16 protein-coding genes and 1 riboswitch are annotated in these 19,898 nt (G+C 44.5%); of the genes, 14 read left to right on the top strand and 2 right to left on the bottom strand.

Annotated features, from left to right (window positions below):
* Positions 1 to 18 precede the first annotated feature (18 nt).
* The 4 genes from ACFQWC_RS12065 to ACFQWC_RS12050 all read left to right on the top strand — a co-directional run bounded on the left by ACFQWC_RS12065 (position 19) and on the right by ACFQWC_RS12050 (position 2,893).
* Complete coding sequence (locus ACFQWC_RS12065; RefSeq protein WP_377107511.1) at positions 19 to 465, top strand: hypothetical protein; 447 nt, start codon at positions 19 to 21, stop codon at positions 463 to 465.
* A 442-nt stretch (positions 466 to 907) separates the two neighbouring features.
* Positions 908 to 1,741, top strand: coding sequence for an STAS domain-containing protein (locus ACFQWC_RS12060; protein ID WP_377107509.1), 834 nt, complete (start codon positions 908 to 910; stop codon positions 1,739 to 1,741).
* A 494-nt stretch (positions 1,742 to 2,235) separates the two neighbouring features.
* Positions 2,236 to 2,439 (top strand): hypothetical protein, encoded by a 204-nt coding sequence (locus ACFQWC_RS12055; RefSeq protein ID WP_299745938.1) that lies wholly within the window; start codon positions 2,236 to 2,238, stop codon positions 2,437 to 2,439.
* A 121-nt stretch (positions 2,440 to 2,560) separates the two neighbouring features.
* Positions 2,561 to 2,893 (top strand): hypothetical protein, encoded by a 333-nt coding sequence (locus tag ACFQWC_RS12050; RefSeq protein ID WP_299745941.1) that lies wholly within the window; start codon positions 2,561 to 2,563, stop codon positions 2,891 to 2,893.
* 46 nt (positions 2,894 to 2,939) lie between these two features.
* Here ACFQWC_RS12050 and ACFQWC_RS12045 read toward each other — a convergent pair whose 3' ends face one another.
* Positions 2,940 to 3,791 (bottom strand): STAS domain-containing protein, encoded by an 852-nt coding sequence (locus ACFQWC_RS12045; protein WP_299745944.1) that lies wholly within the window; start codon positions 3,789 to 3,791, stop codon positions 2,940 to 2,942.
* Between the two features lie 226 nt (positions 3,792 to 4,017).
* Between ACFQWC_RS12045 and ACFQWC_RS12040 the strand changes: the two genes are divergently transcribed.
* The 5 genes from ACFQWC_RS12040 (at position 4,018) to ACFQWC_RS12020 (ending at position 12,578) form a co-directional block, all read left to right on the top strand.
* Complete coding sequence (locus ACFQWC_RS12040; RefSeq protein ID WP_341357633.1) at positions 4,018 to 6,081, top strand: sigma-70 family RNA polymerase sigma factor; 2,064 nt, start codon at positions 4,018 to 4,020, stop codon at positions 6,079 to 6,081.
* 214 nt (positions 6,082 to 6,295) lie between these two features.
* Positions 6,296 to 8,203 (top strand): PTS mannitol transporter subunit IICBA, encoded by a 1,908-nt coding sequence (locus ACFQWC_RS12035; RefSeq protein WP_299745950.1) that lies wholly within the window; start codon positions 6,296 to 6,298, stop codon positions 8,201 to 8,203.
* 85 nt (positions 8,204 to 8,288) lie between these two features.
* A complete protein-coding gene (locus ACFQWC_RS12030) occupies positions 8,289 to 10,358 on the top strand; it encodes a BglG family transcription antiterminator (protein WP_377107505.1) in 2,070 nt (689 codons plus the stop codon).
* Positions 10,359 to 10,363: 5 nt separating this feature from the next.
* Positions 10,364 to 11,503, top strand: a complete 1,140-nt coding sequence (locus ACFQWC_RS12025) for a mannitol-1-phosphate 5-dehydrogenase (RefSeq protein WP_299745955.1) — start codon at positions 10,364 to 10,366, stop codon at positions 11,501 to 11,503.
* Between the two features lie 424 nt (positions 11,504 to 11,927).
* Positions 11,928 to 12,578, top strand: a complete 651-nt coding sequence (locus tag ACFQWC_RS12020) for a 2OG-Fe(II) oxygenase (RefSeq protein WP_377108001.1) — start codon at positions 11,928 to 11,930, stop codon at positions 12,576 to 12,578.
* Between the two features lie 36 nt (positions 12,579 to 12,614).
* Here ACFQWC_RS12020 and ACFQWC_RS12015 read toward each other — a convergent pair whose 3' ends face one another.
* A complete protein-coding gene (locus ACFQWC_RS12015; protein WP_377107999.1) occupies positions 12,615 to 13,574 on the bottom strand; it encodes a DMT family transporter in 960 nt (319 codons plus the stop codon).
* Positions 13,575 to 13,666: 92 nt separating this feature from the next.
* On the opposite strand from ACFQWC_RS12015, the gene ACFQWC_RS12010 reads away from it, so the two are divergent.
* From ACFQWC_RS12010 to ACFQWC_RS11990, 5 genes are all read left to right on the top strand, one after another.
* On the top strand, positions 13,667 to 14,257 hold the full coding sequence (locus tag ACFQWC_RS12010; RefSeq protein WP_299745960.1) for a helix-turn-helix domain-containing protein: 591 nt from the start codon (positions 13,667 to 13,669) through the stop codon (positions 14,255 to 14,257).
* 357 nt (positions 14,258 to 14,614) lie between these two features.
* The gene (locus ACFQWC_RS12005) at positions 14,615 to 15,151 is read left to right on the top strand and encodes a sigma-70 family RNA polymerase sigma factor (RefSeq protein ID WP_299745963.1); all 537 of its coding nucleotides are present in this window, start codon (positions 14,615 to 14,617) and stop codon (positions 15,149 to 15,151) included.
* On the top strand, positions 15,132 to 16,532 hold the full coding sequence (locus tag ACFQWC_RS12000) for a DUF4179 domain-containing protein (RefSeq protein WP_377107502.1): 1,401 nt from the start codon (positions 15,132 to 15,134) through the stop codon (positions 16,530 to 16,532). Before ACFQWC_RS12005 ends, ACFQWC_RS12000 begins: the two co-directional genes overlap by 20 nt.
* Before the next feature lie 119 nt (positions 16,533 to 16,651).
* A riboswitch (Lysine riboswitch) is annotated at positions 16,652 to 16,828 on the top strand.
* A gap of 115 nt (positions 16,829 to 16,943) precedes the next feature.
* Positions 16,944 to 18,230 carry a diaminopimelate decarboxylase gene (gene lysA, locus ACFQWC_RS11995; protein WP_377107500.1) on the top strand — a complete coding sequence of 429 codons (1,287 nt, stop codon included), beginning with the start codon at positions 16,944 to 16,946 and terminating at the stop codon, positions 18,228 to 18,230.
* Between the two features lie 43 nt (positions 18,231 to 18,273).
* A complete protein-coding gene (locus ACFQWC_RS11990; protein WP_377107498.1) occupies positions 18,274 to 19,512 on the top strand; it encodes a dicarboxylate/amino acid:cation symporter in 1,239 nt (412 codons plus the stop codon).
* Positions 19,513 to 19,898 lie beyond the last annotated feature (386 nt).

The raw sequence follows: 19,898 nt of genomic DNA, 5'->3' as shown, positions 1-19,898 counted from the left end.
CAAAGGGGTTGTTTCAGCTTGATATTAGTATGGGGACTTATTCTTTTTTTAGTCATTGCACTGATGTTCGTGCCAAAGAGGTTAACACTTAGGGAAAATCTCATCATGTTTCCGTTCGTTGGTTATTTTGGTGCGTTGGCACATGTTCTGGTAGGGCTTATGTTGGATTATGTAGATTTTGGACCAACCAAAGGTGTGGAAGTTTCCGATTTTGCACTGGTGGCCTTTGCTCCCTCGTTTATTGCGCTTTTATACTTGAATATTATCAAACCGGATAAGCCATTGTTTTATGTGCTCATTTGGACAGTACTCTCGTTCTTTATAGAACTGTTGCTGAGTTTTAACGGTTATATGAAACATCTAGAGTGGAAAATATGGTACTCGCTCCCCGTTTATTTAGTGGCATTCCTTACGCTGCATTGGTTCTTTCAACATGTAGTCCGAAATGGTTCTAAGAGTTCGTAGATATTGAGGAAATGGTAAAGTAATTTACTAATTAATAAAGAGGAAAGATGGGGAAGTCTTTCTTATTGCACACATTCTTTTCTGTTTTTATTTATCCCCTACTAATCTTTTTCTGACAATGCGATTTCCGACCAGCTTTTTCATCAGGGCACATCCCTTATTTTCCCAAAGGGATAGTGTACTTTTTTATGAAAATATGCAACCTTTCAAGGTCAAATCAATCATAATTTTGGAAAAAAATAGAAAATAAAATGGTCCTTGTACACCATTTGTTCAACTTTTTCTTCCCTTTCGTTCAAGGAAATAGTACATTACTCTTATAGGCATATGAATAAGTCATTTAGGGTATAGGCAACTAAGATAGTCTTATACATTCCTGCCCGTCAGGATCATGGCTTATGAACTGATCACAATATCTTGTCTTATAGAAAGTAGGTCGAATATGCAGGTAGAGGAAAAATTTTATGAATTTATGAAAGAACGTACGTGGAAACTGACGGAGAATTGGTATGAATCACTTGATAAAAGTAATGTCTCAGGCGTTTATTCTTCAACTGATCCACAGGTCATCCTAACGTTGAAGCGCCAAAATCACGAATTTCACGAACGTTTTTGTCTCCTTTTTAAAGATATAGGGCAGGACGCACTATGTAATTTCGCTGAATGGATCGAAGAAATTGCAAAAGATGAAGAGCACTTACAAACCCCAACTCACTATATACTGAGGGAATTCTTCAGAACCCAGGATCAATATTTGGAGATTTTGAAGGAATTTGAACGCCTGTATGGCACTGATTATCCAGCGGAGAGAATCGATTCATTCAGAGAGTTGATCATTAAAACCTTTGGTCTTGTCATTTCCAAGTTTGCAGAAGAAAATTACGAGTATGCCCAAAGGCGTTTGAAGGCACAGCAGGAAATGATCAAAGAATTGAGTTCACCTGTCATCTTAATCGATAAAAAGACAGGGGTGCTGCCTCTTGTCGGTGATATCGATACAGGAAGGGCGAAGTATATCCTCGAGAATACACTGGCCGAATGCGTCGATAAAAATGTTGAGCACTTGTTTATTGATTTATCAGGTGTCATCATGGTGGACACGATGGTTGCTCATCAATTATTCCAGATAATGGAGAGTTTGAACTTGATTGGTGTGAAAAGTTCAATCTCCGGCATTCGCCCGGAAATTGCCCAAACCGCTATTCAACTTGGTATATCATTTGAAAATATTTCTGTCACTTCGACTCTTGAGCGAGCATTGAATGAGCAACGGTAGAAGCGATTTAATGAGCGGTTACGCTGTAATCGCTCGTTTCTTTTTATTCTATAAAACAACTTGTTTAAAACCATTCTATTAAGGTAATTACCACCATTATAGAGTGAATTTGGAAAAAATGCCCTTGGGGAATTCACCTAAAAGGAGGGGCAGCAATATGCAATTTGTCAAAATGATTCGATTTTCCCAAAATGGATTTACCTGTGGTACGCCTCAGTCCGACTCTAATTATAATCGGAGAGAGCCCATTTTTATCAATCGGGAGATCGACAATCTGTTTCATAAAGGTCAATCGATTTATATGTCGGAAATGATCCGACCGCGAAGTACTGATCGGCAATGGTCAGGATGTTTCTGTTATTTAGAAGAGTTCACACAGGTGGCTTCTGAAAATCGTCATATAGGCTTCCTCCCCAGGGAAAGCTTGATATGGGCTAGAAATAAGAGCCATCTTGGGGGGGGTTCCGTACTTTAGCCTCTCAGGTGAATCATGGTTGAAGAGAGTGACGGAGGATGACAACACATGGGTGAAAATGAGGGTAGAGGATGCTCTGGAACGAACCCATCTTTGGAAGAAAGAGCATGGTTCGGTTCCTGGGTGGATTACGGAATGCTTCCTGGTGGAGGAACAGGTGAAACGTCTTGTCTATCCTTCTGCTAAAGAGAGAAAGATGGAATTCTGGTTAATAAAAAATTAAGCATACAGGAAGTCATGAATGTCCCATTTTTCTGTTATACTACATAGTAGTTGATCTTAATCTAAAAAAGGTTGAAGTGTCGCGTTTTTCGTTCACTTTCTATGTAAAAGGGGAATTCACTTTGAAATTCGAAGATATTAATCCAGAATTAGTGGAATTATGCCGGACATCAGATCCGTTTCATATGGCAGAATCGGTGATCGGAGACCGATTAAGAGGATTGGATACCCTGTCGTTAAAGTCTATCGAGCGTAAAAAGGCCCTTCCTAAAGACGTGGTCAACCTCTTGATCATCTATTTCTTCTCAGAGGTCAAAGGCACGGTCTACCACAGGAATGCCCTTTCTAAGTTATATAATCATTGGGTCTCTAACGAAGTGTTTACTTTCTCTAAGGCCAAAAAGATGATCGAGCTGGACATGCATGAGCAGCTTGGTGAAATCGACCGTTCATAGATATGCATAAGGTCTGGACCATTGGGATCCAGACCTTTTCTATATATTATGTTCTTGGGTTGATGCTGTATCCCAGGCTCTTCAAAGCATGGAGTAACGTAGAGTGAATATGCAAAGATCCAAGGGGGATGCCGAGTTGAACGGCAGTTTGTGCGATGGCTGGCCTGATTCCCGTGATGACAGGATCGACCCCCACCAAAGTCAGGGTGTTCATAAGTTCAAAGATTTTCTGGGCGACCATGGTGTCGATGACAGGCACGGCTGAAAGGTCCACCACCAAATGCTGGATTTCCTTTTCCACACACTTCTCTAGGGCATGCTCCATGATATACTTTGCCCTCGTTGTATCAATATCCCCGACCAGTGGGAGTATCGCGATCGTATTGGATAATGGAATAATGAGTGAGCTCAATTCATTAATGAGTCCCATTTGATCCTTGAGTCTGCTTTCATAATGAGTCTTGTAGGATATAACAAAGGTTTTTATCACTTCATCAAAGATGGAATGGTAGTTTTCAATCATGGCATAGCGGGCTTCCAGCAGAAGATCTTCATTTTCCATCAGCCAAGCTTTCATAAATTGAAAATAAACTTTCCTGAAACGGTGAAATTGTTCAAGCACCTTATCGATACTTGTCCCGTCATTCACACGCTCTTTGGCAATGAGATTCGACCACTTTAAAAGCTCGTTCGAAAGTTTCTGTTCTTCATCGACCAACGCCTCGGTTATATAGAGTATAAAGCTTCCTGACTCCTGCCTAAGTTTTTCTTCAATTTCTTTCGGTGCGTTCACATTAAAGATGGAAAATTGATCGACTTCCCGCAACTGTAACCATTCACCGATGATCTCATCCGACTGCAAGTGAAAAAAATCCATCAACTTGTCCTTTGTTTTCATCTACATCCTCCAGACTCTTTCATAGACTAATAAATGACTCTTCAGTAAAAAAAATATATTGAAATGGAATAAGTTAGTCAATTGTATTTGATCGTGTTTGCCAGAATTTTGTCTGGGAATTCGTCTTCCGTTTTTTTTAACCCAAACACACACCCTTTATATGGTAAAATGGAATTACATGTTTTATTTTGGAATATTTCGTTTTTTTTAGGAGGGGAATACATATATGGTCACAACGCAAACAGCTCCCTTTTTGATCAGCAGGATGAGGGAAAAGGACTTGGAGTCGGTCATGGATTGGTTTGTACAGCGTAACCAGTCATTCTATGCCCTTGGACGGATATATGTAAATAAGCAAGAGGACCTGGAAGAGATATTTTATCGTTCAATCAACATGATACATAATGAATTACACCGTTTGAAAAAAGAACCTTCATTTGACTCGTGGGCTGTTTCTCATTTTATACATAATGGTCGGGATCTTTCTAAAGATAAGAGTTTCCGGGTTTCAGAAGGACAGAATCATGATGATGCGCTCTTTCAGGCCATACATCAATTGGAGTGGGATGAAAGGGAAGCGATTGCTTTATTCTATTTCAAGGAATGCTCTTATGAGGAAGTTGGGCGTATTCTTGATATTTCAGAAGAGAAGGTAAAATCTGTTTTATTTTCAGCTATACGAAAGCTTCGGAAAGAATTGGGCCACGGTTCTTTCGAGGGCTGCCCGGAATACCATAAGCATTATCTTGATTACTTAGGTAGAACGATGGATCGGCCTGGAAAAGTAGAGTTTGAGATGCATATTTACCATTGTCAGGGCTGTCAGGAGGATTTGGCCACCTTTCAGGAAGTGGCACTGACTCTGACAGGAATGACAGATGCCATGGAGATCCCTGTTGGATTCATGGAGAAGGTCAAGAATAAGGTGGAAGAAAGAGAAGCGCGCAGGCAGCGGAAGATAAAGAAACGGAAGTCGATTTGGCTTGCCTTCGCAGGTATTTTCGCAATGATCGTTTCGATTGGATTCGTGACAGGTGGATTCTCCAGCCTCTACTATGCATGGACGGAAGAGGATGAACAATTGCGTGCCATTCTCCAGCATGATCTGGGGGAAAGGTTGAATCTCGAGTCGGAAAGCAATGGGGTGAAGATCACCATCAAGAGTGTCGTCGCCGATGATGTACAGACCCTTGTCTTTTATGAAATAGAGGATACCGAGGAAGACAATCGCTATATGATGAATGCTCATGAAGGAGTCCATATCGAGAATGAATACGACGTCATGAGGCGTGATGTGCAAAACATGTTCTATTCTCCTCCTGTCGATCAGGATGAAATACAAAATGAAGAGAAAAATGTGTATAAAGGTACCATGAGTCTCCTGCCGGTTTCGATGGACAGCGGAACCATTAAATTGAATGTGGCAAGACTGATGCAAGTAGATCCGGACACTCGAAAAGGTGAGTATTTCAGTAGGGAGATGACATTTGCGGAAGGGGACTGGAGCTTTGACATTCCGTTTACAAAGCAGTCATCCCGGGTGCATAAGCTGGATAAGGAAATCGACATTGACGGAATTCCAGTCCGCCTGGATAAGCTTACGATCGCGCCGACTACGACGCTCCTCCAGTACAGCTTTCAGAATCAAGGCGGGGACAGAAGGATTGATGTCATTACCTTTGATTCCATTGAATCGGATAAGGAGAGAGTGAAGGCAGACCTCTTTGGAGGGAATATGTACGTTGAATCCTTTGACCAGGAGGGATGGAGTGCCTTTACATCAAGCTTTGACACCTTATATTTTGAAAATCCAAAAGAAGTTGACATACTGTTTGATTCCATTCATTTATCTGTAGACGATCGGAAAACCATCCCACTTGATAATCTCAAGGACCTGCCCGAGGCATTCGAGTATCAAGGGAATACCATTACCATTGATGAAATTCAGGCAGGAAATCCGGCGAAGGTGATTCTTACGCATGATGTATCGAAGGATCGTGCCTATGAAAGAGTGCACTATGGGTTCTCCAGCGATTATTTGATGAATGAAAATACTTCAATTGGAGTTAGTGATGGCGATGGGGTATTGATGGACAAAAACGGCAAGATCCATGAAATCGATGTATATGAGTATGATAAATTGGATCAACCCCGCTACTTCGAGAAGGAACAAACCATTGAATTTTATAACGATTCGTCCAGGGAAGATGTAAACTTGACCAAGCTTGAAATAGGGGGCTACAGCACAACGAAATATGTGGATGACCAGGTGAAGGTGAAGTTGGATTAAGAAGATAGAAGATAAAATGAGGGACGGACCTCCTGCTTTTAGAGCAGGAGGTCCGTCCCTCTTAAGTGAGAATAACTTCCGCGGCCAGAGAAACAATAGGTTTGTCGTGACAAGGGTGACAAAGTTAGTTTTCATCTTTCTTGAAACCGTCACCATCCGGAGCCTATGATGAATATAAGAAAAATGATTATTCAAACATGAAAGGATGAGAGAAGTGGCTCAATCGAATATGAAAGTCGCGGTACAAAAGTTTGGTAACTTCCTCAGTTCAATGGTTCTGCCTAATATTGGCGCTTTTATCGCTTGGGGTTTAATTACAGCGTTGTTCATACCAACTGGGTTCTTTCCAAATGAAAGCCTTGCCAAACTGGTAGGGCCGATGGTTACGTACCTGTTACCGCTCTTAATCGGGTATACAGGAGGTAAGCTCGTACACGACCAGCGCGGTGGGGTCGTGGGTGCGATTGCGACAATGGGTGTCATTGTCGGTGCACCGGATACACCGATGTTCTTAGGTGCCATGGTCATGGGTCCTCTTGCGGCTTACGTGATCAAAAAGTTCGACGGGGCAATCGAAGGGAAAATCAGAGCAGGATTTGAAATGCTCGTCAATAACTTCTCAGCAGGTATTCTTGGAGGAATCCTTGCGATCCTGGCATTCCTTGGTGTAGGACCTGCCGTGGACGCATTTACGAATCTACTAGTCTCAGGTGTAGACTGGCTTGTGGCAGCTGGACTGCTTCCTTTAACAAGTATCCTGATCGAACCTGCAAAGATTTTATTCTTAAATAATGCCATCAACCACGGTGTACTATCACCGATCGGATTGGAGCAAGTTCAACAGGGTGGAAAATCGATTCTTTTCCTATTAGAAGCCAACCCGGGACCAGGTCTTGGAATTCTACTGGCGTTCATGTTCTTTGGAAAAGGAACAGCAAAGCAATCTGCATCTGGAGCAGGAATCATTCACTTTTTCGGTGGGATTCATGAAATTTACTTCCCGTACGTATTAATGAAGCCGATGCTGTTTGTTTCCGTCATCCTTGGTGGAATGAGTGGAGTGTTCACCCTTGTTTTATTAGGTGGAGGATTGGTATCACCGGCATCACCAGGTAGTATCCTTGCGATTACCGCGGTTACCCCTCCAGAAGGAATGGCGTATCTGGCAAACTTTGCAGCCGTCTTTGTGGCAGCAGCCGTTTCCTTCATCGTGTCTGCCATCGTGTTGAAATCAAGCAAAACGACAGATGAAGACATCGAAGGCGCAACGAAGAAAATGCAGGAAATGAAGGGCAAGAAAAGTTCTGTAGCCGGACAAGTAAGCCAAGGAACAATGCCTGAAGAAGTAAACAAAATCGTCTTTGCCTGTGATGCAGGGATGGGCTCTAGTGCTATGGGGGCTTCACTCCTCCGTAAGAAAGTGAAGGCGGCAAAACTCGACGTCAGCGTAACGAATACATCCATCAGTAACCTTCCATCTGACGCTCAAGTGGTCATCACACAGGAAGAACTGACGCCGCGGGCGAAAAATAAGCTTCCGAATGCTTATCACATTTCCGTGGATAATTTCCTATCCAGTCCGGAGTACGACAAGCTGATTGCGAGTCTTCAGGACGGAATCACGGGTGAGCAGGCAGAGGTTGTGGAGGATGCAGAGGAAGAAACGGTGAACGCTGAACCGAATGCTGATCATGATGATGATCTACTGCTTGAAGAGAACATCTTCATGAATCAGTCTTTTGCCACAAAAGAAGAGGCGATCCGGTTCGCAGGAGAAGCTCTGGTCAAAGCAGGATACGTGGAAGACAGCTATGTAGATGCTATGATTGACAGAGAAGGAATCACATCTACTTATATGGGTAATAATGTAGCCATTCCACACGGTACGGAAGACGCGAAGAAAGCCGTCATCAAGTCCGGATTCACGGTCGTTCAAGTTCCGGACGGCGTGGACTTCAACGGTGAGAAGGCGAAGATGATCTTCGGTATCGCCGGCAAGGACGGCACACATCTGGAAATCCTTTCAGGGATCGCCGTTGTCTGCTCCGAGCAGGAAAACGTCGACAGAATGGTTCTGGCCAAGTCAGCCAAAGAACTGAAGGACATCATTAATAGCAACTAGAACAATCATTCAGAAAGGTAGGATCCCTGCCTTTCTGTTCTCATTTGTATTGATAAAAGCTAATTCAGGGAAAAGAGTGGAAAGAATGTTTATTACATCAAGGGAAAAATCCATCATTGAATTGATCGTAAAAACATCGGGAAAACATACCGTGTACTCTCTTTCTGCATTCTTGAATGTGAGCGGGAGAACCGTTCAGCGCAACCTGAAATCCATCGAAAGCATTTTAAAACAGTATCATTTAGAACTGAAGCGGACGGGCAATGAAGGACTGTTCATCGACGGGAAGAATGAACACATCTATCGCTTGATCCAGAATCTTGCGGAAGTGAATCCGACCGATGAAACACCTGAAGAGCGAAAACTGGGTTTATTGATCATCCTTCTCCATGAAGGATCTTCCTTCAAAAAACAGGTCCTTGCACAGCAGTTGGGGATCAGCGTCACGACTCTCACTTCTTATCTCGATGAAATCGCAGATTGGCTGCAAAAATACGGCATCACCCTGACAAGGAAACGAGGGGTGGGGGTGGAGCTTACCGCAGATGAAGCCGACAAACGTCATGCACTGGCAAGCTTCTTCCTCGTCTATTTTTATGAAGACATCATCGAGACCCTGTATGGGATGCAAAAGGGGAATCACCTAGATGAGCCGGTGCTGGGGTATTTCAAACCGGACTATTTACTCGCTGTCGACCGGGTGGTGAACCAACACTTGGCAGAGGGGCAAATCACCTTGACGGACAGTGATTATATCGGTCTTGTTGTGTATACCTGCCTGACGATACAACGAACCGAAAAGGGCTTCGAATTACAGAAATATGAGCAAGCGGAGGATCATGATTCTACTGAAAATCAGCTGATGGACATGATTTACAGGGAACTGAAAGATAAGCTTTCCATTCCCATGACCAATCGGGATGTCCAATTTTTGACCGTTATTTTAAAAGGATCCAAAGTTCAGGATCCCGACGTTGTTTACTATGACAGTATCCTCCTTGGCCATCTCATCAAGAATGTCATCAAGGATGTATCGGAAGACCTCCATGTGGATCTGTCCGATGACTTTTCCCTTTTCCAGGGCCTGCTTGCCCATATGGGACCGTCCATCTTCCGCCTGCAGCAGCAGCTGGATCTTTTCAATCCATTGACGGATGAAATCAAGAAGAAGTATCCCGTGTTATTTTTAGCAGTGAAAAAGAGTCTTGAAACGGAATTCAAGGATATTTCTTTTCCCGATGATGAGGTCGCCTTCATCGTCCTTCATTTCGGATCGGCCATGCTGATGAATGAAGAGAAGGTGAACATCCAAGCGGTGGTCGTCTGTCCGACAGGGATCGGGACGTCCAAGATGCTCGCCAGCCGCATCCAGCGGGAACTGACGATGATCAACAAGGTGGAAATCCTGTCGATCAAGGATTTTCAGAGTGCAAACCTTGATGACTACGATATTGTCATTTCCACGGTCAGGCTCCCCTTTACGGAAGTGGAGTATATTCTGGTAAGCCCGTTATTGAGCGAGAAGGACATCGGATTCATCCAAAGCTATCTGCAGAATAATGTTGAAAAGCTGACGAGGAAGAAATACTTGAAGCCAGCGCCGCGATCGGTTGAGAAAACCGAGGTCAGGATGCTCCTTCAGGAAATCAAGGATGTCCACTCCAGCATGGAAGCCATCCTCACCAATTTCCGGGTGTACCGGAAGCAGTCGACGGGAAGTCACTTCAGGATCCTGAATGAAATGGTGGAACAAGCGGAACAGGACGAACTTCTTCAACACACGCATGTGGTCATGCATCAGCTGATCGAAAGGGAGAAAAAAGGCGGACTCGGGATTCCGAAGACGAATATGGGCCTCTTCCATTGCCGTGACCACAACGTGAAGAAGCTGATCTTCCAGGTGGCCCATCTGGATGAACCTTGTAAGATCAAAGGGATGGACGGTGGGGAAATGGAGATGAAAAGCCTTCTCCTCATGCTTGCCCCTGAAGAATTGAGCAGGAGGGAACAGGAAATTCTCAGCCTGATCTCTACAAGCTTAATCGAAGATCACCGGTCGATGATGATCTATTCGTCCACGAACGAAGCGGTCATTTTAAAGAAATTAGAAGAAATCTTTTTGGACTACTTACAAACTAATTTGATAAAGGAATGATGATGTTGAAACAAACGGTACATTTTGGAGCAGGAAACATAGGCAGAGGGTTTATCGGAGCATTATTCACACAATCAGGTTACCACGTGACCTTCGTAGACATCGCCGAGCAGGTGATCAACAAGCTGAATGAAGAAGGACGCTACGAAGTGAAACTCGCCACGGAAACGAAGGAAACCGAAACAATCGAGAATGTATCCGGACTGAACAACCTTCATCAAGAAGGGGAAGTCATTGAGACGATCGGACAATCCACCTATCTGACGACGGCGATCGGACCGAATATCCTTCCACGGATCGCTCCCCTGATCGCCAAAGGGATCGAAAAACGCATCGCCTCATCAGATGAGCCGTTATACGTGATTGCATGTGAAAATCAGATCGGTGCCACTGATATATTAAAGAATCATATTATAGAAAATCTTGATGAGAAAACGATTGCGATGCTTGAAGGAAAAGTCTACTTCTTCAATTCAGCCGTCGACCGCATTGTACCGATTCAAGATCAGAGCTCACTAGATGTACTCGTTGAACCGTATTACGAATGGGTGGTTGAAACAAAAGAAACAATCCCGCCTGTTGAAGGCATGACGATTGTAGACGACCTTGCTCCATTCATCGAGCGTAAGCTGTTCACGGTGAATACAGGCCATGCGGTCATTGCGTACCTTGGTTACCTGCAAGGCAAGTCAACGATCGATCAGACATTGGCCGATGAAGCCATTGCCGAGCAGGTCAAGGAGACACTGAAAGAAACAGGTGCCTACCTTGTGAAGCAATACGGACTTAATGAAAACGAGCATCTTGCTTATATTGATAAGAACATCGTACGCTTCAAAAATGCTTACCTGAATGATGATGTCAGTCGTGTGGGACGGGCGCCGATCCGCAAGCTGGGTCCTGATGACCGCTTGATCCGACCGACGACAGAGGCTCAAAAAGCGGGGCTCTCTTATGCCTACCTTGCCAAAGCGATTGCTGCAGCGCTATTGTTTGACAATCCTGAGGATGAACAAGCGGTTGAAATCCAGGGCATGATCAAGGAACACGGACCTGCCCATGTATTGAAAGAAGTGAGCGGACTGGATCCGGATAGCGAGATTGTGAAGGAAGTATTGGTTCAGTATGAAGGTTTGAAGGAATAAAATGGGATCGGCTGTCGAACTTGATTCGGCAGTCTATTTTTTTGGAAGGAAGACGCAGAGGAATCGACGCATAAATTTTAAAAAGACGCATACTTTCGAAATTTGATGTATAAGAGGAAACCGGCGCATAAAACCCATCCGTGTCTTTTCTGTGACGTCCCCGCAACCGCGCCAATCCTACAATCCCCTTCATTCCCATCAGACCCCTAATTTTTCATCAAAAAAAAGATAGAATTCCCCTCATCACGGGTGTAAAATATATAAAAATACACACGCAGGAGGAAACCGCCAGCCAAAATAAAGACTACAGTTATGCCTATTGTTGCTATCGTTTTTTTCTAGATTGGAAGAATCAAAGGGTGCTTCCACCAATATAAAAATTCAGAATGTTAAAAATACGATAAGAGGTTGATGAAAGTTGGCAATGGATAATACTGAAATAGCTGTAAAGGAACAAACGATTTTCCACCATACGGGGAATAAGATCAAGACGGACGACCGGGAGATTCAGATCATCGCGAAAATGGAAGAGCCGTTGATCGTCGTTCTTGGAAATGTGTTGAGCCATGAAGAATGTGATGAACTCATTCAGCTTTCCAAGGATCGGGTCGAGCGCTCGAAAATCGGTAACACACGCACAGTGGACGAGCTTAGAACGAGCAGTTCAGTGTTCCTAGAGGAGAATGAACACGACGTCGTGTCTTGTATCGAAAAACGGGTCTCTCAGATTATGAATATACCCGTGGAGCACGGGGAAGGTCTTCAAATCCTTAACTATAAACCGGGTCAGGAATACAAGGCTCACTTTGACTTCTTCTCGGCCTCATCAAGACCGGTGAAGAATCCGAGAATCAGCACCCTCGTGATGTACTTGAATGACGTAGAGGAAGGCGGGGAAACGTACTTCCCTAAATTGAATTTCTCTGTTTCTCCGCAAAAGGGGATGGCGGTCTACTTCGAATATTTCTATGATAACCAGGAGCTGAACGACTTGACGCTTCATGGCGGCGCACCGGTTGTCATCGGGGATAAATGGGCTGCTACCCAGTGGATGAGAAGAAAGGTATTTAAATAAAGTGAAGGAGGAGCATCCAGGATGCCCCTCCTTTTTTTAGCTGACGGATTTAACGGCTTTGACCATTCCGGTATTCATTCTTTTCACGTTTATGGTGTGGATGATCATTCCCGTGATGATCAGGAGGATGCCGATCAGGGCTATTCCTGATGGAAGTGGAACGGACAGGATCGCCGCTTCTCCTATGATGACAAACAGGATCTGTGTCGATTGGGTCGCTTCCACTGCGGCAAGTTTCCCGGGAGTGTGCCTTGCCTGATTCGTGGCGATGAAGAACAGGGACGTCGCAATCACACCTGAGCATATGGCGACAATAAAGGATTGTATCACTTGCTGCTCGCTTGGTGCCCCAACCTCGAAGAACGCATAGCATCCTAAGATCAGCCAGAAAGGAGTGCTTGCGATCGTCATCCCGAGCACACGTTGGAAGGTATCAAGCTTGCCACCGCACACCTCCATCATTTTCCGGTTTCCAAGAGGATAAGCAAAGGCTGCGATGATCACAGGGAAGATCCCAACGGCCATTTCAGAAAAGGACAATCCACTGGCATTTTCCTGTTGAATGAAGAGAACCCCAACTAAAATGATGGAGGATATGGCCAAAGCTCTTTTTTGAATGGTATGCCTGCGCCTGGCCGGCCCGGAAGTATAAAATAAAGGAGCGAGTAAGATGCCTGCGACGATGGTAAACTGCCACGTGCCCGCTACAAGCCAACCCGGTCCGTACGCAGCCGCATAGGTGATAGGACCATAAAAGAGGACAAACCCGACAAAGCTCCACGTCAGCCATTCGAATGGTTTCTTCTTCATTTCAATCCAGACTTGATTTATATTCTTCCGTAAACCTACAATAAGGAATAGGAAGGGTAGCATGAACAGGAATCGCAGGGATGAACTCCACATCCAGCTTCCACCAGCGAGCTCCATGGACCGGTTCAGAATAAAGGTGACGGCAAAGAACATAGATGAAATGACACCGAGAGCAAGCTCTTTGATGATGAACACTCCTTTCCAATACATATACTATAGTTTATTTTTTATATATTATAATATACTTACATACGTTGTCTATAGAAAGAGGTAGGATTATGAGTAATGACGGTTTGACTTGGCAGGACCCGGAAAAATTGGCTAGGCACGTCGGGATGACACTGAGACATATACGACATGAGCGTGGGCTAAACCTCCAGGAACTCGCAGCTATGACCGATGTCAGTACTTTGACTTTGGGCAAGATCGAAAGGGGAGAGGCGAATCCATCTTTGACGATCATATGGAAAATTGCGAACGGACTCGCGATCCCCATTTCGGCCCTTCTCGTGGAAAAACAAGAAGTCCAGATTTCCCGGAAAAATGAAGGGAGCAAAGTGATCAGTGCCAATGAGTCCTTGACCCTGGAACCGATGTTTACTTCCTCTGGCTACAGCTCATTGGAAACCCACAGGGCCTTCCTGAAACCGGACAGTGAGTACCGTGCGGATGCCCACCAGCCCGGGGTGATTGAATTTGTAACCGTTATGGAAGGAAAAGTACGTGTGAAGGTGCAGGATGAAGTATTCGAGCTCAGTCAGTATGACTCGATCAAATTCCATGCGGATAAAGGCCATAGTTACATGAATATGGAATCAATAGAAGCGGTCCTCCACTTTGTGATGATCTATACGGGACGGGCGGATTGAAGCTTATCGAGACGGATAAGCTTTTTTTAGTGAAAAGCATTACGATGGAAGATAAAAAAGGATTTTTCAACCTTTCTTTGGCTTTTGAATCATTTTCATTCAATCTTGGTGGAGGATGACCCCATCCTACTTAATTGCGTCGAAATCGTCCATGATTGCGTCATTTTCAAGGTGAATTGCGTCATGATCGAAGTAATTGCGTCGATTTCAAATTTATTGCGTCGTTTTTCATAGTTTATGCGTCTTTTTGAAATAAATGGTAACTACCCTCAGTCTACATCGCATGACACCCCATAAAAAATTCCTTGAAACTTTTCCCGCCTCACCCGACTCTAATGAATGACAGGAGGTTAATCAATGGATGTGAAACTCGTAAAAAGAGCAATCAAAGGGAATGAACAGGCATTTGAAAGGCTGATCCACTCAGAAAGCGAGAAGCTGTACAGGACGGCATTTCTATATGTAAGAAATAAAGAGGATGCTCTCGACGTGGTGCAGGAAACGGTTTGTAAAGCATTCACCTCGATAGCCCGTTTGAAGAACCCAGAGTATTTCAGCACCTGGCTGATCAAGATCCTGATACATACGGCATACAGCATGTTGAAGAAACAAAACCGACTGGTCCTGACGGGGGATGAGTTTCTAGACAACACTCTCGTCTCAGAAGAAACGGATATAGAAGGGCGGATCGACTTGATTACGGCCATGGCGTCTTTGAATCAGCACTATCAAACCGTCATTATCTTATTCTACTTCCAGGGTCAGTCGATCAAGATGATATCCGATACGATGGGTACGCCTGAAGGGACGGTCAAGACGTATCTTCACCGGGCGAAGCTGGAATTGAGAATGCTGCTGGAAGGAGTGAATCAGTATGGACAAAAAATGGTTTGAGGAAGAAATGAACAGCATCGAGGTACCAAAAGAAAAGGTTTTTGAGGCAATTTCAACAGGAATCCAAGAAGGCAGAAAACAAAAGGTCCGGAAAAAAACGGTCAAGATAAGTGCCGCATTTACCACCGCTGCTGCCTCCATGGTACTCGTATCGGGCTTCCTGTTCTCACCTGTGAACAATGCACTGGCCAAACTGCCTGTACTGGGTGCCATTTATGAAAAAGTCGGTTCGGATGTCGGAAAAGAACTCTATTTCAGCGATAAAGTGACGGAAGTTAATCAGGCCGCCACTTCCAACGGCGTCGATGTGACAATCACAAGCACATATTATGACGGGAACGTCATCGGAGTCACCTTCAAGGCGAAGGGTGATGACCTTTCCATCGAACATATGGACGAAGGGAATCGTCCGGTGAGCGGCTACAGCTATCATCTCTTCGACGGTAAGGATCAGAATCAATGGGGATCGGGAAGTTCGGGTCTTAAAAAAGACGGGGATGAGTTCATAGGCTCGATCGAATTTTACCGGGATGGGAAAGAACCGCCGGAAAACTTCACGCTTCCGTTAACGTTCACCCATATGGCAGATGTGAACGGTACCTGGACCTTTGATGTACCGGTCAAGAGGATTCCATCTGAAAAGATCAAAACAGATGTAAGGACAGAATCGCCCAATGGGGAATTTGAGCTGCAAGTAACATCTGTCACTAAAGGAAAAGCTACGACTACGCTGGAGTATACCTATTCGGTGGAGTCCGAGAAGGATACGTTAAATCTGATTGTGTTTGATGACTTAGGGAACCGGTTATCAAAGTCCAGTGCAGAGACACTAAATATCAAAGAAATTGACGGTTATTATCAAAAGACTTTCAGGGAGCTGTTCACGAGTAAACTCAGTGATAAAGCACAGTCGCTGAAAGTCCAGGCTGATATGGAGCGAGTAGATGAAGACGGCATCAACTCACTGAAGGATTCACCTCCATTCCAGGTGAAGAGCCCTCGTTTTGGTTATCAGGTCACGGTACAAGATATCCAAAACGCAAAAGGGAAGGTGACAGTCGATTTCACCATTGATCATATCAAAGAAAAACAATTCCAATATGACATATTAAAGAGCTTTGCTCAATTCGTTCAGGTGATCCCATCAAAAGATATTAAAAGAAATGCGAAGGATGAACTGGATTATAATGAGATGCTGAATCATATGATCAGAAGTGCTAAAACGAAAACAGTGGATAAGGATACTCTCCGTTATCAATCCACGTTTACATTGCCTCAGGATTCCAACCTTGAGGACTACTCACTGATTGTCCCATTCGAGACATTGAGCAGAAATGATAAGCCGGTCAAAATGAAACCGTTCGAAATCAATCTGAAATAAAATGATCCACGAAATCCCTGGGCTACTTCCGGGGGTTTTGCCTATTTCTCTTTCAAAAACCAATTGACAACTATTTTAAGAGAGTGGTATAGTAATTCAAACAAAATAATACGTCACTCTCTGATAATAGAGGCGCGAGTATGATGAGTATCTTCTTTGAGAATAATGGATTCCGGGATAAGAAGGGAAAGGCAGATCGCCGAAGCAGAAAATAGCCAATTCTATTTTTTGTTGGGCCAGCATTGAAGAAATGTTGGACTGTCACAATGAAAAAGTTGTGGAGAACTATTGAAGAGATGTTAATACATAGTCTTCATTATGTTTCCAAAACTTTTGATGATAAACCGTATGAGCATCGCTTCATACGGTTTTTTTGTGTTTTTTTAGAGAGAGTCAAAAGGAGTATAGGATATGAGTACAGTTGATGTGAATGTTCGTGGAGATCTTGAAATCGGAGGAATGAGCACGGGTGAGTTGGTGGAGACCTATGGCACGCCTTTAATGGTTTACGATGAAGGAATGATTCGTGAAAATGCCCGACTTTTCCGTAATGCCTTCAACGAAAGCGGATTGCAGTTCCAGGTGGCATATGCGAGTAAAGCGTTCCTATGTAAAGAGATGGTGCGCCTGGCAGAGCAGGAGGAGTTATCACTGGATGTTGTATCCGGCGGGGAATTGTATACGGCCCTTGAGGCAGGTTTTCCAGCGGAGCGTATTCATTTTCATGGGAACAACAAGTCAGAAGAGGAGTTACTCATGGCACTTGAGGCTAAAATCGGCTGCTTTGTTGTCGATAGTTTCCTAGAGCTTGAACTGCTGCATGATCTGGCCAAGGAGCGTGAGCAGCAGGTTCAGATCCTGATCAGGGTCACGCCAGGTGTAGAAGCCCACACCCATGAGTACATCACGACGGGACAGGAGGATTCGAAATTCGGATTCAGCATTTCCAACGGACAGGCGAATACGGCGATTCAGTTAGCTCTCCACAAGCCGTACTTCTCATTACTCGGTCTGCATTCACATATTGGATCTCAGATTTTCGAACGGGAAGGGTTTGATCAGGCGATTCAAGTACTGGCAGATTTCCTGCAGCGGATCCGGATCGAATTTGATGTGACTATGCCGGTGCTGAATATCGGCGGAGGATTCGGTGTCCGGTACACGGAAGAAGACCAGCCCCTGCCGATTCCAACGTATGTGAAGGGCATTACCGATAGTGTGAAGACCTATTTCACCAAGAATGAATATCCGCTCCCTGAAGTATGGGTGGAGCCGGGACGAAGCATGGTGGCTGAAGCTGGGACGACCTTGTATAAAGTGGGGTCGAAGAAAATCATTCCCGATGTGCGCACGTACGTCGCGATCGACGGGGGGATGACGGACAATATTCGCCCGGCCCTCTATCAGGCGAAATACCATGCGGTGCTTGCCAATCGTCCCCATGAGGAATGCACGGAGCTTGTGAGTATTGCCGGGAAATGCTGCGAATCCGGTGACATGCTGATCTGGGACCTGATGCTGCCACCGACGAATTACGGTGATATTCTGGCCGTGTTCAGTACAGGAGCCTACGGGTATTCCATGGCGAGTAATTATAATCGGATTCCAAGACCGGCTGTTGTGTTTGTAAAGGATGGGGAATCACGGGTCGTGATCGAGCGTGAATCGTATGCTGATTTAGTTCGGAATGACCGGTAAAGAATAATCCACCTTACAATCATAATGAAGAGGAGAACATAGAATGAAAAACATATTTAAAACGTACGGATTAGCCATCACACTACTCGCATCCATTATCATAGGATCCATTATCGGACTGACCATGGGAGAGAAAGCAGAAATGTTAAAACCCTTGGGAGATATCTTCCTGAATCTCCTCTTTACGATCGTGGTACCCCTGGTTTTCTTTTCGATCTCATCGGCGATCGCCAATTTGGAATCGAAAGGTCAATTTAAGAAAATCATGCGCAGTATGCTGGTGATATTCCTGATCACCACGATCATCTCGTCTGTGTTGATGATTGTGGGAGTGAAGGTTTTTTCCCCGACGGAAGGTATTACCATCAGTCTGGACCAGTCCGTTGAAACAGAAGACATCCAATTGGGGGACCAAATCGTCCAAACCTTTACTGTGGATAATTTCATTGAATTATTTACACGGGAGCATATGCTGCCCCTTATCTTGTTTTCAGTGGCACTCGGATTTGCCACGAATCGACTGGGGGAAAAAGCAGAGCCATTGAAAAAAATCCTACAGGCAGGGGCCGATGTGAGCATGAAGTTGGTATCGTATATCATGTATTATGCCCCAATCGGTCTGGCTGCCTATTTTGCTACATTAGTAGGAACGTTCGGGGCAAGCTTACTATCTTCTTATTTGCGTTCTTTCCTATTGTATTTAGTGATAGCGGTGATTTACTTTGTAGTGGTTTTCTCCTTCTATGCCTTTGTGGCAGGAGGGAAAAGAGGGGTGAGAGGCTTTTGGAAGCATAACCTTTTACCTGCGGCAACCGCAATCGGAACACAAAGCTCAGTGGCAACCATTCCTGCCAATCTGGATGCAACGAAAAAGATGGGGGTATCCAATGCCGTTCGAGAAACGGTCATTCCTATTGGAGCGTCGATTCATAAAGACGGCTCGGCCATGGGGGCCATCTTGAAAATCGTCTTTGCATTTGGCGTTCTGGGCATTCCTTTTGAAGGGCTTGATACGTACCTTATAGCGGTATTGGTCGCGATTATCACCGCAATCGTCATGGGGGGGATCCCTGGAGGAGGACTGATTGGTGAAATGTTCATCATCGCCGCCTACGGGCTGACGCCGGAAGTGCTTCCGTTATTAGCGGTGATCTCAACTATAATCGATATTCCGGCTACGTTACTGAACGCAACAGGAGACAACGCAGTAGCCGTGCTGGTCGAACGATTTACAAAGAAAAAAACCATTGCCGGCAGGAAAGACATAGAATCGGTAGCGTAGATAGGACAAGGGGACAGGTGAACTGATAACTAGTCATTCATCATTCAAGTGACCTCTACGCATTCATTTTTCAACTAGCTATTTCACACGAGTTGGGACATAATGATGGATCTAATATCCCGTTCGGAAAGTCTCTATTAATGCAAAATAGGAGCAGGTTGAACCCTTTGTGGTTCCGCCTGCTCTTTTTCTATTTATCCTTTTTTTCACAGAGCTGCATGAAAAGATGATGAACTTCACTCGGCGACATCATGCCCCGAGTGATTAATATTAAGATGTTCGACTTTATGAACGAGTAAAGCCTCATGTATTGCTGATTCTATTTATCCTCCCTTGATCTCTTCTATTATATATTTTTAGGGGACTTAAGACGGATGGAGAGATGC

Origin of the sequence: Rossellomorea sp. GCM10028870, from assembly GCF_042666755.1 — a bacterium.
In the GTDB taxonomy this organism is placed as follows: Bacteria; Bacillota; Bacilli; order Bacillales; family Bacillaceae_B; genus Rossellomorea.
Note: the sequence above shows the minus strand (reverse complement) of the source record. Positions and strands in the feature narration are given on the sequence as shown.